13 protein-coding genes are annotated in these 13,566 nt (G+C 63.8%); 7 read left to right on the top strand and 6 right to left on the bottom strand.

The genetic code is table 11. The annotated features are described in order from the left end of the window. Positions 1–11: 11 nt before the first annotated feature. Positions 12–338, bottom strand: a complete 327-nt coding sequence (locus DFR24_RS11365; RefSeq protein ID WP_133881369.1) for a hypothetical protein — start codon at positions 336–338, stop codon at positions 12–14. Positions 339–591: 253 nt separating this feature from the next. Between DFR24_RS11365 and DFR24_RS25155 the strand changes: the two genes are divergently transcribed. From DFR24_RS25155 to serS, 5 genes are all read left to right on the top strand, one after another. Then, on the top strand, positions 592–2,949 hold the full coding sequence (locus tag DFR24_RS25155) for a DNA translocase FtsK (protein WP_281280158.1): 2,358 nt from the start codon (positions 592–594) through the stop codon (positions 2,947–2,949). Positions 2,950–3,077: 128 nt separating this feature from the next. Next, positions 3,078–3,719, top strand: a complete 642-nt coding sequence (lolA, locus tag DFR24_RS11355; RefSeq protein ID WP_133881367.1) for an outer membrane lipoprotein chaperone LolA — start codon at positions 3,078–3,080, stop codon at positions 3,717–3,719. Beyond that, complete coding sequence (locus DFR24_RS11350; RefSeq protein ID WP_133881366.1) at positions 3,716–5,011, top strand: replication-associated recombination protein A; 1,296 nt, start codon at positions 3,716–3,718, stop codon at positions 5,009–5,011. Before lolA ends, DFR24_RS11350 begins: the two co-directional genes overlap by 4 nt. Next, positions 5,008–5,397, top strand: coding sequence for a fluoride efflux transporter FluC (locus DFR24_RS11345; protein ID WP_133881365.1), 390 nt, complete (start codon positions 5,008–5,010; stop codon positions 5,395–5,397). The genes DFR24_RS11350 and DFR24_RS11345 overlap by 4 nt, the downstream gene beginning before the upstream one ends. Positions 5,398–5,470: 73 nt before the next feature. Next, entirely contained in the window at positions 5,471–6,742 is a 1,272-nt protein-coding gene (gene serS / locus DFR24_RS11340) for a serine--tRNA ligase (protein WP_133881364.1), read from the top strand. Between the two features lie 31 nt (positions 6,743–6,773). Here the strand turns inward: serS and DFR24_RS11335 are convergent, their stop codons facing one another. The 5 genes from DFR24_RS11335 to cysB all read right to left on the bottom strand — a co-directional run bounded on the left by DFR24_RS11335 (position 6,774) and on the right by cysB (position 11,313). After that, complete coding sequence (locus tag DFR24_RS11335) at positions 6,774–7,052, bottom strand: hypothetical protein (protein ID WP_133881363.1); 279 nt, start codon at positions 7,050–7,052, stop codon at positions 6,774–6,776. A gap of 25 nt (positions 7,053–7,077) precedes the next feature. Continuing rightward, on the bottom strand, positions 7,078–7,893 hold the full coding sequence (locus DFR24_RS11330) for a hypothetical protein (RefSeq protein ID WP_133881362.1): 816 nt from the start codon (positions 7,891–7,893) through the stop codon (positions 7,078–7,080). A gap of 152 nt (positions 7,894–8,045) precedes the next feature. Further along, complete coding sequence (locus DFR24_RS11325; RefSeq protein ID WP_133881361.1) at positions 8,046–8,552, bottom strand: DUF934 domain-containing protein; 507 nt, start codon at positions 8,550–8,552, stop codon at positions 8,046–8,048. Then, on the bottom strand, positions 8,549–10,216 hold the full coding sequence (locus DFR24_RS11320; RefSeq protein ID WP_133881360.1) for a nitrite/sulfite reductase: 1,668 nt from the start codon (positions 10,214–10,216) through the stop codon (positions 8,549–8,551). The genes DFR24_RS11325 and DFR24_RS11320 overlap by 4 nt, the downstream gene beginning before the upstream one ends. A 119-nt stretch (positions 10,217–10,335) precedes the next feature. Continuing rightward, on the bottom strand, positions 10,336–11,313 hold the full coding sequence (gene cysB, locus DFR24_RS11315; RefSeq protein ID WP_133881359.1) for an HTH-type transcriptional regulator CysB: 978 nt from the start codon (positions 11,311–11,313) through the stop codon (positions 10,336–10,338). A gap of 205 nt (positions 11,314–11,518) precedes the next feature. Between cysB and DFR24_RS11310 the strand changes: the two genes are divergently transcribed. Together DFR24_RS11310 and DFR24_RS11305 are read left to right on the top strand one after the other, a co-directional pair. Further along, complete coding sequence (locus tag DFR24_RS11310) at positions 11,519–12,325, top strand: sulfite exporter TauE/SafE family protein (RefSeq protein WP_133881358.1); 807 nt, start codon at positions 11,519–11,521, stop codon at positions 12,323–12,325. A 183-nt stretch (positions 12,326–12,508) separates the two neighbouring features. Then, on the top strand, positions 12,509–13,483 hold the full coding sequence (locus DFR24_RS11305; RefSeq protein ID WP_133881357.1) for a PstS family phosphate ABC transporter substrate-binding protein: 975 nt from the start codon (positions 12,509–12,511) through the stop codon (positions 13,481–13,483). The last annotated feature ends 83 nt before the right edge of the window (positions 13,484–13,566 follow it).

Genomic DNA, 13,566 nt, shown 5'->3' with positions numbered 1-13,566 from the left:
AGGGTATCTCGTCAGTGGAACGTCGGGGCAGCGTTGGGGATGTCCTTGATGGCCCATTGCACGACCGCGTCGTGCTCGAAACGGCTGATCTGCTCTTCGGCCGAAGGCGGACCCGCCTGGGTCATCTTGCCGCCGTGGTCGAACTCGATCGCGGCGCCGGCTGTCTGGATCTTCAGCTCGTTGCCGCTCTCGTTATCCACCGTGACCTGCAGATAGCGCACGCGCCGGTCTGCGAATTCGGGAAGGATATTGGTGCCGGCCGCGACCATCGCAGCCTGCTCGGGCGTGAATTCCCGGATGCCACCATCCAGTGTCAGGACGAAGTGCTTCGTATGCATGAGCGTTCTCCAGCAGTTCCTCGGTAACCATCTTTTCGACACACCCTGTATGCCACTTTAACGGCCGTTTTCAAGATGGCCGCAGCTTTACCGTTGCTATACTCGTGCCCGTCATCCGCTTGCGCCGACCGCTCGTCCATCGCCGGCGGCAGACCGCCTTCATGGCGCCGGATTCCACCTTTCGGTTCAGCGACGTACCCCTTTGTCCAAAAGCAAATCCCAGGCCACAGCGGTCGCGGCGGATCCGGGCTGGTTGGAAAGACTGCCTCGCGAGGCCGGGCTTCTTGCCTGCATCGGCATCACGCTCTTCCTGCTGGTCGCGCTGATCAGCTTCGATCCGAACGATCCGGGCTGGACCTCGTCCGGCGCCGGAACGCCGGTGCAGAACCTCGTCGGGCCGCTGGGTGCGTGGACGGCGGACGTGATGCTCAGCCTGTTCGGCTACGTTGCGTTCTTCCTGCCCTGGGGTGTCTGCGTGGCGGGCGTGCGCATCTACCGTGGAGCGCCGGCCACGACGCCGATGCCGGTGCTGGTGCGCATCGCCGCGTGGATGGTGATGCTGGTGGCGCTGGCCGGGTTATGTGCGCTGCACGCCGGCGTCTGGCCCTCGTTCCCGCCGCAGGGTGGCGGTGGCATTTCCGGGCAGGTCATCGGCGCCTGGTTCGTGACGGCGCTCAAGCCGCTCGGGGCCAGCCTGAGCCTGCTGACGCTGTTCTTGTCGGCCGCGCCGCTGGCGTTGATGTTCTCGTGGGTCGGCGTCGTCGATCGCGTGGGCGGCCTGGTGATGCGCTTAGTGCCGAAGCGCCGAGAGAAATCGATCGAGCGCGATCCGCTGCTCGAACTCGCCGGACAGGCGGATCCGGAAGCCGCGTCCAAGCCTGCGCGCGGATCACGGCGCAAGGCTCCGGACCTGGGGGAGGCCGCCCGGCCGGTGCCGCTGGTTGAACCCGAGACCCAACTGGGCCTGAGCGGCTTTGCCGATGACGCGGTGCCGATGCGCCTGGGCGCCGCCGAACCGGACATCGATCTCGCCGTCGAGCCGGCTGCGCCGCGGGCGCCCCGCGCTCCGCGCAAGCCGGTGAAGCTCGAATCGTCCACCGCGTTTCGTGGCGACCCGATCCCGTCGGTTGCCCTGCTCGATCCGCCGAGGGCCAGCGGCAAGCGCTACACCAACGAAGAACTCGAGAAGCTGTCGCGCGACGTCGAGAGGCATCTCGCTGACTTCGGCATCAAGTGTCAGGTCGTCGCGGCCACGCCCGGTCCCGTCATCACGCGTTTCGAGCTGCAGCCGGCGCCCGGCGTCAAAGGCGCGCAGATCACGAACCTCTCGAACGATCTCGCCCGCTCGCTTTCGGTGTCGCGCGTGCGTGTCATCGAAGTCATCGAGGGCAAGCCGTACGTGGGTCTCGAGATTCCGAATACCAAGCGCGAGATGGTGGCGTTGCGCGAAATCCTGGAATCGCCCGCGTACAAGAATTCGACGTCGCCGCTGTCGATGGCGCTGGGCAAGGACATCGCGGGCAATCCGGTCTCGGTGGACCTGGGTCGCATGCCGCATCTGCTGGTGGCCGGCACCACCGGCGCCGGCAAGTCGGTGGCGATCAACGTGATGATCCTGTCGATGCTGTACAAGGCCACGCGCGATCAGGTGCGCTTCATCTTCATCGACCCGAAGATGCTGGAGTTGTCCGTTTACGCCGACATTCCGCACCTGCTGACGCCGGTGGTCACCGACATGAAGGACGCCGCCAACGCCTTGCGCTGGTGCGTGGCCGAGATGGAGCGGCGCTATCGCCTGATGACGCAGCTCGGCGTGCGCAATCTCGCGGGCATGAACAAGAAGATCGAGGACGCCGAGGCGGCCGGCTTGCCGATCCGCGATCCGCTGAAGATCGCACCGGACATGTTCAGCAGTGGCGGCGACGGTCCGCTGCCGGAGCCCGAAGCGCTGGCGCCGCTGCCGCACATCGTCGTCGTCATCGATGAGCTCGCCGACATGATGATGGTCGTGGGCAAGAAGGTGGAAGAGCTGATTGCGCGCCTGGCGCAGAAGGCACGTGCCGCCGGCGTTCACCTGATCGTCGCCACGCAGCGCCCGAGCGTCGACGTCATCACGGGCCTGATCAAGGCGAACATTCCGTCACGCATCGCGTTCCAGGTGGCGTCGCGCGTCGACAGCCGCACGATCTTGGATCAGCAGGGCGCCGAGACGCTGCTGGGTCACGGCGACATGCTGTATCGCCCGATCGGCGCCTCGACCGTCGCTCGCGTGCACGGTGCTTTTGTCGACGATCACGAGGTTCACAAGGTCGTCGCCTACCTCAAGCAGGTGGCGCCGCCGGATTACATCGAAGACATCTGCGCCGACGAGCCGCAGGCGCCCCAGCCGGGCGAAGGCGGTGACGATGCGGAGTCCGATCCGCTGTACGACCAGGCGGTGGCCATGGTGCTGCAGGAGCGCAAGGCCAGCGTGAGCTGGGTGCAGCGGCGTCTGAAGATCGGCTACAACCGCGCCGCGAGAATGGTCGAACAGATGGAGTCCTCGGGCCTGGTCGGTCCGAGTGGCCCCGGCGGCAACCGCGACATCCTGGCCCCTGGCGGACGCGACTAGGCGTGCATTCCGCGCTGCTTAAGCTGGCGTCCCGCATGCTGCTGCTCCCGGTGCGGCGGATGACGCTCCTACCGATCGCGCCGCCGGCGGCGATTCCTCGCCGCCATTCGAAACCAGGTTCCGTCTCCATGCTCCAGAAGTTTCTGTTTGCCGTCGGCCTGTTCGGCGTTTTGCTCGCTGCGGATCCGGCGCGTGCCGGCTCGGCCGACGAGGAGCTGCGCCAGTTCGTCGAGAACGTGCGCACGCTCAACGGCCGCTTCGTGCAGACGCAGACCGACGAGCACGGCGAGTTGGTGTCCTCCGGGGCGGGCATGGTCGCGATCTCGCGGCCCGGGCGTTTTCGTTGGTCCTACGATCAGCCTTACGAGCAGCTCATGGTCTGCGACGGCCAGAAGATCTGGGCCTACGACCCGGACCTGAAGCAGGTCACGGTCCGCCCGGCCGGCGAGACGCTCGCGGGTACGCCCGCGGAATTGCTGGCGCAGAAAGCCAAGCTGGCGGAGAACTTCAGGACCAAGGATCTGGGCGAGAAGGACGGCCTGCGCGTCGTCTCGCTGGAACCCAAGTCCGAACAGAGCGACTTCAAGTCCATCGAGCTGTGGCTGAAGGCGGGCGTGCCGCAGAAGCTGCGTTTCTCCGATCCGCTGGGTGGCAACACGGTGGTCGAGCTGCGCGACGTGAAGGTCAACGGACCGATTCCGGACGCGCAGTTCACGTTCACGCCGCCCAAGGGCGTCGAAGTCGTCGAGGGTGCTGCAAGCGCGCGATGAAGCCTCAGGCGCCACTTGCGGAGCGCATGCGACCGCGCTCGATCGACGAGGTGGTGGGGCAGGAGCATGTGCTGGGGCAGGGCGCGCCGCTGCGAGTCTTGCTTGAATCCGGACGCATCCCGTCGCTGGTGTTCTGGGGACCTCCCGGTGTCGGCAAGACCACGCTCGCGCGCCTGATCGCGCAGCACGTGGATGCGCTGTTCCTGACGCTGTCCGCGGTGCTGGCGGGCGTCAAGGACATCCGCGAATCGGTGGCACACGCGCAGGCCGAGGCGCAGGGCCTCACGGCGCGGCGCACGGTTCTGTTCATCGACGAAATCCATCGCTTCAACAAGGGGCAGCAGGACGCGCTGTTGCCGTTCGTCGAGGACGGCACGCTGCTGCTGGTCGGTGCGACGACGGAGAATCCCAGCTTCGAGTTGAACGGTGCTCTGTTGTCGCGACTTCGCGTGTTCGTGCTGCGGTCGCTCGATCACGCGGCGGTTCTCGACCTGTTGCGACGGGCGTTCGTCGATGCGGATCGCGGGCTGGGGCTGAGTGCCGACGCGCTGCCCGAGTCATGGCTGGATCGCATCGCCGAGGCTGCCGACGGCGACGCTCGCCGTGCGCTGATCCTGCTCGAGACCGCCGTGGAGTTGTCGCGAGCAGCGGGCGAGAAGTCCGACGCGCTTCTGGAAAAGTTGATCGGCCGCGGCCTGCGTCGCTTCGACAAGCAGGGCGAGAACTTCTACGACCAGATCTCGGCACTGCACAAGTCGGTGCGCGGAAGCGATCCCGACGCGGCGTTGTACTGGTTTGCGCGCATGATCGACGGCGGAGCGGATCCGCGTTACATCGCGCGCCGCGTGACGCGCATGGCCTACGAGGATATCGGTTTGGCCGAGCCTGGCGCGATGAGGCTTTGCCTGGATGCCTGGGATGCCTACGAAAGGCTCGGCAGCCCGGAAGGCGAACTCGCGATCGCGCAGGCACTGGTGTATCTGGCCGGCGTGCCGAAGAGCAATGCGGTCTATGCGGCTTATGGAGCGGCCCGCGCCGCGGTGGAACAGCACGGCTCTCTCGAGGTGCCGATGCATATCCGCAATGCACCGACCAAGCTGATGAAGGATCTCGGCTACGGCAAGGAGTATCGATACGACCATGCCGAAGCCGACGCGCATGCGGCGGGGCAGCAGTTCCTGCCCGATGCGCTCGCGGGTACCCAGTTCTATGTGCCGACGGCGCGCGGCATGGAAGGGCGCATCGCCGAACGCCTCGCCGCGTTGCGCCCTCGCAAGAAGGACGGCGCGTGAGCGCCTCGGCCTGGCTCACCGTCCTGTCCGTCGCCCTGGGCGGTGCGCTGGGCTCGGTGGCGCGTCATGGCGTGGGCGTGGCCGCTCGCGCGCTCTGGCCCGGCTGGCCGCTCGGGACACTGGTGGTCAACGTGAGCGGCAGCTTCGCGATCGGGGTGCTGTTCGGGTTGTTCCTGCTGAAACCCGCGCCGGACTGGGTGCGCTTCGGGCTGATTATCGGTGTGCTGGGCGGCTTCACGACGTTCTCGGCGTTCTCGATCGAGACCGTCGAGATGCTGCGCGTCGAAGGCGCCTGGGCGGCATCGATCTATGTCGTGGCCACGCTGATCCTGGGCTTCGGCGCCTGTGCCCTGGGGTTGTGGGTCGCGCGCTCCGTGCTCGCGTGAAGCGTCTGCTGTCGCGATAATTCGCGTCGGCGCTTTGGTCGCCTCCCTTTTTCTTCACCAGGATCATCGTCCCATGCTCGACCCCCGCCGCCTGCGCGCAGACCCCGAGGCCGTTGCGGCCCAGCTTGCGCGTCGTGGATTCGTGCTGGATCTGGAGCGCTTCCGTGAGCTGGAAACGGCGCGCAAGCAGATCCAGAGCGAAACCGAGAAGCTCCAGGCGGACCGCAATGCAGGGTCCAAGCGCATCGGGCAGGCCAAGGCCAAGGGCGAAGACGCCACGCCGATCCTTGCGGACATGGATCGCATCAAGACGCAGCTCGCCGACAACGAGGCGCGCCTGACGGCCATCCAGTCGGAGGTCGACGACTTTGCGATGGGTTTGCCCAACCCGCCGCACGAGTCGGTGCCGGAGGGTCGCGACGAGAACGACAACGTCGAGGTCCGACGATGGGGTACGCCGAGATCCTCGGAGGGCGCGCGCGACCACGCGGACATCGGCGAAGCGCTGGGCCTGATGGATTTCGCGGCCGCGGCCAAGATCACCGGCGCGCGCTTCACGGTGCTGCGCGCGGGCCTTGCGCGTCTGCATCGGTCACTCACGCAGTTCATGCTCGACGTGCACACCGCCGAACACGGATACGAAGAGCTGTACGTGCCCTACATCGTGAATGCAGCCTCGCTGCGCGGAACGGGCCAGCTCCCGAAATTCGGCGACGACCTGTTCGCGCTCAAGGGTGATCAGGACTGGCGGCTGATCCCGACGGCCGAGGTCCCGGTGACCAACCTGCTGCGCGACGAGATCGTCGAGTTGGAGTCGCTGCCGAAGAAGTGGGTCTGCCACACGCCGTGCTTTCGCGCGGAAGCGGGAGCGGCGGGCAGGGATACGCGCGGCATGATCCGCCAGCATCAGTTCGAGAAGGTGGAACTGGTCATGGCGACGTTGCCGGAGAACTCCGCCGCTGCGCACGAAGAACTCACCTCGCACGCCGAAAACATTCTCAAGAAACTCGAATTGCCGTTTCGCACAGTCGCGCTATGCGCCGGCGACATGGGATTCGGGGCGAGCAAGACCTACGACATCGAGGTCTGGTTGCCGTCGCAGAATCGTTATCGGGAGATCAGTTCCTGCTCGAATTACGGCGATTTTCAGGCGCGACGGATGCTCGCGCGTTACCGGCACCCGCAAACGAAGAAGCCCGAACTCGTTCACACGCTGAACGGTTCGGGCCTGGCCGTTGGACGCACCTTGGTGGCGGTCCTCGAAAACTATCAGCAGCCCGATGGTTCCATCGAAATCCCGGGCGCGCTTCAGAGCTACTTCGGACAAGCCTCCATCAAGGTTTGATGGAGGCCCGCCTCAGCGATTGAGCCGTCGATCAATCGCACTTCAGCTTGCCGCAGCCGGCAGTCGTATCCTGCTTTTTCTCGCCGCCGCTTCCGCCCATGGCCTTGTCGATCGACGAGATCAGGCCGCCCGTTTTTCCGGTGTTCGAACCGGCTGCAGTACCACCCGCGAAGTCGGAGTTCAGCCCGCCGAGATTGCCGCTGAGGCTTACGCCACCGGTGGTGGCGCCGCCGTCCGTCTGTGCCATCGCAGCCGTACCAGCCATGGTCATGGCGAGAAACGCGACCGACTTGAGAAAATTGGAAGACATTTGAATCTCCAGTTATTCAGTTCGCTCAGAAGCTGAGCGTGTAGCCGAGAGTGCCGCCGAACTGCATGTCGGAATCGAAGCGCTCGCCGACGTTCACGGCGCCAAGCGTCACGACGAGCGGGATGCCTCTGATCGGGGCTGCGGACACTGCAAGATTGGTGAATCGACCGTTGTGGTCTGCGATGAGCGAAAGCTGCCGGGTGACATAGAACGCCAGCGAGCCGAACACGTTGACGCCATCGTCGCGCAGGCTGCTCGTGAAGGAGCCGTCGCCGATGCCGATGTTCGCTACCAACGCATGCTTGCTCGATCCGGTGTCGATGGAGAACACCTTCGTCGCATTTGCGAAGACGCTCGACTCATTCTGTTCTTCCGCTTCACCCCAGCGGCCGGTGCCGATGACGCCGATGGCAAGAGCTGCACCGCCCGGAACATTGGTGTGGAGCTTGAAGGACAGGCCACCGGACTCGCCGAATTCATCGGAGTCGTTGCCGGTCAACTTCTCGGACCCGGTCAGCGACGTGGTCACGATCGCCGTTTCCAGGCCTACGTATTTATCGGCATCGCCGAGGCCGAAGACGATCGCGGCGCTGCCGTCGAAATCTTCGTCGGTATCCAACTTGGCGCCGTTGAATTTGTTCGGCAGGGTCTGGCCGTAGACGCCGATACCGACGGCTCCCCAATCCGCACCGAATGCCAGCGGCGAACCGAAGCTGGCACCCGCGTAAGAGTTGGGCGCCGACTGCGGCACGGAGATGGCTGAGCCCTGCGCGTTCGCAGTGACGACAGCCAGGGAGATCGCGTTCAGGGCAAACGTTGCCGCGACGGCTTTGAGCTTCATGGCGTTCTTTCCCCACCTTATTGATGTGCTTGAACTGCGAGCGCTTTTGCGCTGCATCCAATCAATTAGAGCGGATGGGTTCTTCTATGACAACACCATGAACGACCGCGAAAAAGCGGTCGCTCAACGATTCATCTTGGTTCAGTTGAGGCTCACGTCGACATGCTTCGGCGCCGCAGGCTTCGGATCTGCGGAAGATCGTCTGCAGGAGGTTGGTAAGCGATCGAGAAATCCTTCAACGCTTCCATGCACGACTCGGGCGATTGGTCGGCACGCAGTTCGAAGCTGTCGATGCCGCAGCGGACCATTCCGAGCAATTGATCGCGCACGACAGCGGCGCCGGTTGCACGAAGCTCGCCCTTGTAACCACGCGCATCGCGAAGCAGGCGCGCTTGCGAATATCCGCGACCATCGCCGAACGAAGGGAATTGAAGAACGATCAAATCCGCTTTCAGCACGGCCGGATCGATCGTCGCGATGTCCGCAGTGTTCGGTAGTTGGATGGCCAGCGGCGCCTTGCGTGCATCGAGTTGCGCGCGATCCCGTTCCCAACGCGCGAAGCTCACGAGGACGGCTCCGTTTTCCGGCACGGCATCGTCGTCACCAATCGGCGCGTACGTGATTGCCGAGCCACCATCGACGCGCAGCAGGGCGCTCATGCTGCGGCCGTCGCTGGGTAGAGGCGAGCCTTGAACGGCGCCATGCCGATGCGCCTGTAAGCGCCGAGAAAGGTTTCGTCTTCGCTGTCGCGGCGTTCCAGGTACACCTCGATGATCCGCTGAACGGCATCACCGATGTCCTCGCGCGAGAACGATGGGCCGGTGCGATCGCCCAGGCTCGCATCGTTCTCGGCAGATCCACCGAGCGTGACCTGATACCACTCCTCGCCCTTCTTATCGACGCCAAGAATGCCGATGTGCCCGACCGTGTGATGTCCGCAGCCGTTCATGCAGCCCGACATCTTGACCTTGATCGGACCGATGTCGTGCTGGTCGTCGAGACTCTCGAAGCGATCGAAGATGTCCTGCGCGACGCTGATGGAGCTTGCGTTGGCGAGCGAGCAGAAGTCGAGGCCCGGGCAGCAGATCAGGTCGGTGAGCAGCCCGATGTTCGGCGTCGCCAGATTCAGCGAGCGCAGCTGCTGCCAGACCGCGAACACGTCCGAGAGCTTTACGTCGGCGAGTACGAGATTCTGGTCGTGGGTCGCACGAATCTCGCCGAATGAATAGCGATCCGCCAGCTGCGCAACGGCGTCCATCTGCTCTGCCGTGATGTCGCCAGGGGCGATGCCGTTGGCCTTGAGCGAAACAAAGACGACGGCGTAGCCGGGCTGGCGGTGCGGGTGCAGATTTCGCCGGGCCCACGCAGCGAACGCGGAATCCTCACGCAGCTTGCTTTCGTAGCTCGCGTCGACCGCCGGCAGTGATTCGTAATCGGGCAGCGTGAAATGAGCGCGCATGCGCTCGATCTCCGTGCCGTCGAGGCGCAATTCGCCGTGTCTGATGCGCTCCCATTCTTCGTCGACCATCTGACGAAACTTCTCGGCGCCGGTCTCCTTGACGAGGATCTTGATGCGCGCCTTGTAGATGTTGTCGCGGCGACCAAGCAGGTTGTAAACCCGCAGCACTGCTTCGAGATACGACAGCAGATCCAGTTCGGGGACGAAATCAGCGGTCTTCACACCGATGATCGGCGTTCGGCCAAGACCGCCGCCGACGTAAACGGTGTATCCGAGTTCGCCCGCCTCGTTGCGCACGATCTGAATTCCGATGTCGTGAACGCGAATGGCGGCGCGATCGCTCTGAGAGGCCGTGAAGGCGATCTTGAACTTGCGCGGCAGCCAGTTGAACTCCGGATGGAACGTCGCCCACTGGCGCGTCAGTTCGCAGTAGGGTCGCGGATCGACGAGTTCGTCGCGAGCGACACCGGCCAGGTGGTCGGAGGTGATGTTGCGGATGCAGTTGCCGGACGTCTGAATGGCATGCATCTGCACCTTCGCGAGGTCCGCGAGAATGTCCGGCACGCGCGCGAGGTCGGGCCAGTTGAACTGCATGTTCTGGCGCGTCGTGAAGTGGCCGTAGCCCTTGTCATAGGTGCGAGCGACGTGGGCCAGCGTATGGACCTGCTCGCTGGACAGCAGGCCGTACGGGATGCTGATGCGCAGCATCGGCGCAAAGCGCTGGATGTACAGGCCATTACGTAGCCGCAAGGCCCGGAATTCCTCCTCCGGAAGCTTTCCGGCAAGGAAGCGCTCGGTCTGATCCCGAAACTGGGAGACTCGCTCGTCGACGAGCGTCTGGTCGTACTGGTCGTAGCGGTACATCGAACCTTCCGAGATATCCCACTGGGTAGGCGGGCGCGAAGGCTATCAGGCGGCTAATCGCCGCTATAGCGCGTTGAGGGCATATCGTAAGAAGGACTGGGAATAAGAAGAAGGGACCATCACGCAGGAAGAGCGTCGCCCAGCTGCTTCGACCGTTGGGCACGGGCGTTCGGGTCCGCGATGCCGGCCACCTCGTCGATCAGTTCACGGGTCAGGTGCGGGGCGAAAGCTGCAATGAAGTCATACATATAGCCGCGCAGGAACATGCTGCGCCGGAAACCGATATGAGTCGTGCTGTGCTCGAAAAGGTGATCTGCTCGCAGCGCGACGAGGTCGGCGTCTTCCTTGGGGTCGTAGGCCAGGTCGGCCACGATCCCCGCGCCAAGGCCGAGCCGGACGTAAGTCTTGATGACGTCGGCGTCGACTGCCGTCAGCACGACGTCCGGACGCAAGCCATGCGCCGCGAAGGCCTGATCCAGCTTCGAGCGGCCCGTAAAGCCGAAGGTGTAGGTGATGATCGGGTGCGCCGCCAGTTCCCGAAGTCCCAGCTGCTTTTCCTGAGCGAGCGGATGATCTGGACGAACCAGCACGATCCGGTTCCAGCGGTAGCAGGGGAGCATGACGAGGTCCTCGAACAATTCGAGGGCTTCGGTGGCAATCGCGAAGTCAGCCTGGCCGTCCGAAGCAAGTTTGGCGATCTGCGGCGGTGAACCCTGATGCAGATGTAGCGTTACCTTCGGGAAACGTGACCGGAAGCGCTGGATCACCGGTGGCAGGGCGTATCGGGCCTGCGTATGGGTCGTCGCGATCGATAGGTCGCCACGATCGGTGTCGCGGAATTCTTCGGCAATATTCTTGATGTTCTCGACTTCATGCAGCAGCCGCTGCGTGTAATCGAGGATGCGCTGGCCAGCTGGCGTGATTTCCGACAGATGCTTTCCATTGCGCACGAAAACGTTCACGCCGAGTTCGTCCTCCAGCATGCGGATCTGCTTGCTCACCCCGGGCTGCGAGGTGAACAGCGCCTCGGCAGCGGCCGTCACGTTGAGGCCGCGTCGCGCGACCTCCTGGATGTAGTGAAGTTGTCGGATTTTCATGGTTGAGCTCAGAGATATTGATATGCTCATATGGAGATATATATCCACGAACATATGCCGAATGGTAGAGCGGCTGCAGGCGCTGGGTCCAATAGAACTGCGCCTTATGCCATAAGGTGATTTTGTTAGACCGGAACCCTGCTCTTAATCCACTTTAAAAACCATTAGCGTAGGCAGTTATTCCCTTAAGTCATAACACTTCGGCATGGATGGTTTCGCCTTTTCCCTTGCAGGCTTGGTCGTCGGGACTGCCGTAGGCGCCACCGGGGTGGGCGGTGGGTCGCTGATGACCCCGATCCTGATCCTGTTTTATGGAATCTCCCCAGCGGTGGCCGTTGGAACCGATCTTCTCTATGCCTCGGTCAGCAAGGCTTTCGGGGTCGTCCTGCATGGCCGGCGCGGGACCGTCGACTGGAAGATCGTGGGCTGGCTCTCGGTGGGTAGCGTGCCGGCGGCACTGATCACACTGCTCTTCCTGCGGCATCAGGCAGCGGGTCCGGGAATTGATCAGCTGATCAAGCTGACGCTAGCGGGCGCGATTGTCCTCACCGCGACGTTCACCCTGCTGCAGGAGCCCCTTCTGAGATTGATCAACAAGGGCGAGCGGGCGGGCAGCGGCCCAGGGTTCCTCGTTCGTCATCAGCGTGCGCTCACGGTCGTCTGCGGGGTGCTGATCGGGGCCCTCGTGACCATCTCGTCGGTCGGCGCGGGTGTCATCGGAATGATGTTGCTGCTGATCCTTTACCCGACGCATGCCCCGATCCGCCTGGTCGGCAGTGACCTTGCCCACGCTGTGCTGATCACCGGCATTGCGGGGCTCGGCCATGCCGGGCTGGGCACGGTGAACTATTCGATGCTGGGCTTCCTGCTGCTCGGCGCGCTACCTGGCATATGGCTCGGAACGCGCATCGCGTTCCGGCTCGATGACAAGGGCCTCAAGCGGACGATCTCGGTGCTGCTGATCTTCATCGGCTCCACGATGGCCGCTAAGGCTGTCGGCGCGAGGATTTAACCGCTTCCAGCGGAACTACCTGGAGAGCGGGGCCGATGACTACGTCGGGGGCTTCGCCGATCGCGTGCGCGTTCTGGGTCGCTGTAACACAACCGTCACCTGTCCTTCACACGGTTTTCTTGGTCCGCGCCCACGATGCGCGCCGTCACACCGACCTCAGAAAACCCAAGGACATCGTCCCATATGAACTTTCGGAAGCTTGCGCTGGCCATCGGCGTAGCCACCGCCGTGTCTGCAACCCCGCTGTTCGCAGCAGCAGTCGATCCGGGCCTCCCGGAGTACAAGCCCGCCTCGGGTGTCTCGGGCAACTTCAGCAGCGTCGGCTCCGACACGCTGAACAACCTGATGACGCTGTGGGCCGAGCAGTTCAAGCGTTACTACCCGAACGTCAACATCCAGATCCAGGGCGCGGGCTCTTCCACCGCGCCGCCGGCCCTCACCGAGGGCACGGCCAACTTTGGTCCGATGTCGCGAGCGATGAAGGACCAGGAAATCCAAGCTTTCGAGCAGAAGTACGGTTACAAGCCGACCGGCGTGGGCGTCGCCATCGACGCGCTGGCCGTGTTCGTGAACAAGGACAACGCCATCAAGGGTCTTTCGATCCCCCAGGTCGACGCGATCTTCTCGGCCACGCGCAAGTGCGGCGCCGGCAAGGACGCCAAGCGCTGGAGTGACGTGGGCGTGACCGGCGACCTCGCTCCGAAAGCAATCCAGCTCTACGGGCGCAACTCGGTTTCCGGTACCTACGGGTATTTCAAGGAACACGCGCTGTGCAAGGGTGACTTCAAGACCGGTGTGAACGAGCAGCCGGGATCGGCTTCGGTCGTGCAGTCGATCTCGACCGGTCTCGATGCCATCGGTTACTCGGGCATCGGCTACAAGACGTCGGGTGTCCGAGCGCTGCCGCTGGCGCAGAAGGAAGGCGACCCTTTCATCGAAGCGACGCACGAGAACGCGATCAGCGGCAAGTACCCGCTCTCTCGCGTGCTGTTCGTCTACGCCAACAAGGCGCCGAACAAGCCGCTGTCTCCGATGGAAGCCGAGTTCTTCAAGATGGTCCTGTCCAAGCAGGGCCAGGAAGTGGTCGAGAAGGACGGCTACGTGCCGCTGCCCGAGAAGGTCGCCGCGAAGTTCCGCACGGACCTGGGCATCCAGTAACACCCCTCCAAGACGCATGACGTCCGCGGCCACCGCAAGTGGTGGACCGCGGACGACCGAACAGAATCAACTGGGAGCACAAA

Origin of the sequence: Panacagrimonas perspica, assembly GCF_004364935.1 — a bacterium.
Classification (GTDB): domain Bacteria; phylum Pseudomonadota; class Gammaproteobacteria; order Nevskiales; family Nevskiaceae; genus Panacagrimonas; species Panacagrimonas perspica.
The sequence above is the reverse complement of the archived record's forward strand: the minus strand, read 5'-3'. Positions and strand labels throughout refer to the sequence as shown.

Coding starts and splice junctions, on each gene's coding strand:
- DFR24_RS11365 (WP_133881369.1), bottom strand. CDS start 338: ATGCATACGAAGCACTTCGTCCTGACACTGGATGGTGGCATCCGGGAA.
- lolA (WP_133881367.1), top strand. CDS start 3,078: ATGCTCCAGAAGTTTCTGTTTGCCGTCGGCCTGTTCGGCGTTTTGCTC.
- DFR24_RS11350 (WP_133881366.1), top strand. CDS start 3,716: ATGAAGCCTCAGGCGCCACTTGCGGAGCGCATGCGACCGCGCTCGATC.
- serS (WP_133881364.1), top strand. CDS start 5,471: ATGCTCGACCCCCGCCGCCTGCGCGCAGACCCCGAGGCCGTTGCGGCC.
- DFR24_RS11335 (WP_133881363.1), bottom strand. CDS start 7,052: ATGTCTTCCAATTTTCTCAAGTCGGTCGCGTTTCTCGCCATGACCATG.
- DFR24_RS11330 (WP_133881362.1), bottom strand. CDS start 7,893: ATGAAGCTCAAAGCCGTCGCGGCAACGTTTGCCCTGAACGCGATCTCC.
- DFR24_RS11325 (WP_133881361.1), bottom strand. CDS start 8,552: ATGAGCGCCCTGCTGCGCGTCGATGGTGGCTCGGCAATCACGTACGCG.
- DFR24_RS11320 (WP_133881360.1), bottom strand. CDS start 10,216: ATGTACCGCTACGACCAGTACGACCAGACGCTCGTCGACGAGCGAGTC.
- cysB (WP_133881359.1), bottom strand. CDS start 11,313: ATGAAAATCCGACAACTTCACTACATCCAGGAGGTCGCGCGACGCGGC.
- DFR24_RS11310 (WP_133881358.1), top strand. CDS start 11,519: ATGGATGGTTTCGCCTTTTCCCTTGCAGGCTTGGTCGTCGGGACTGCC.
- DFR24_RS11305 (WP_133881357.1), top strand. CDS start 12,509: ATGAACTTTCGGAAGCTTGCGCTGGCCATCGGCGTAGCCACCGCCGTG.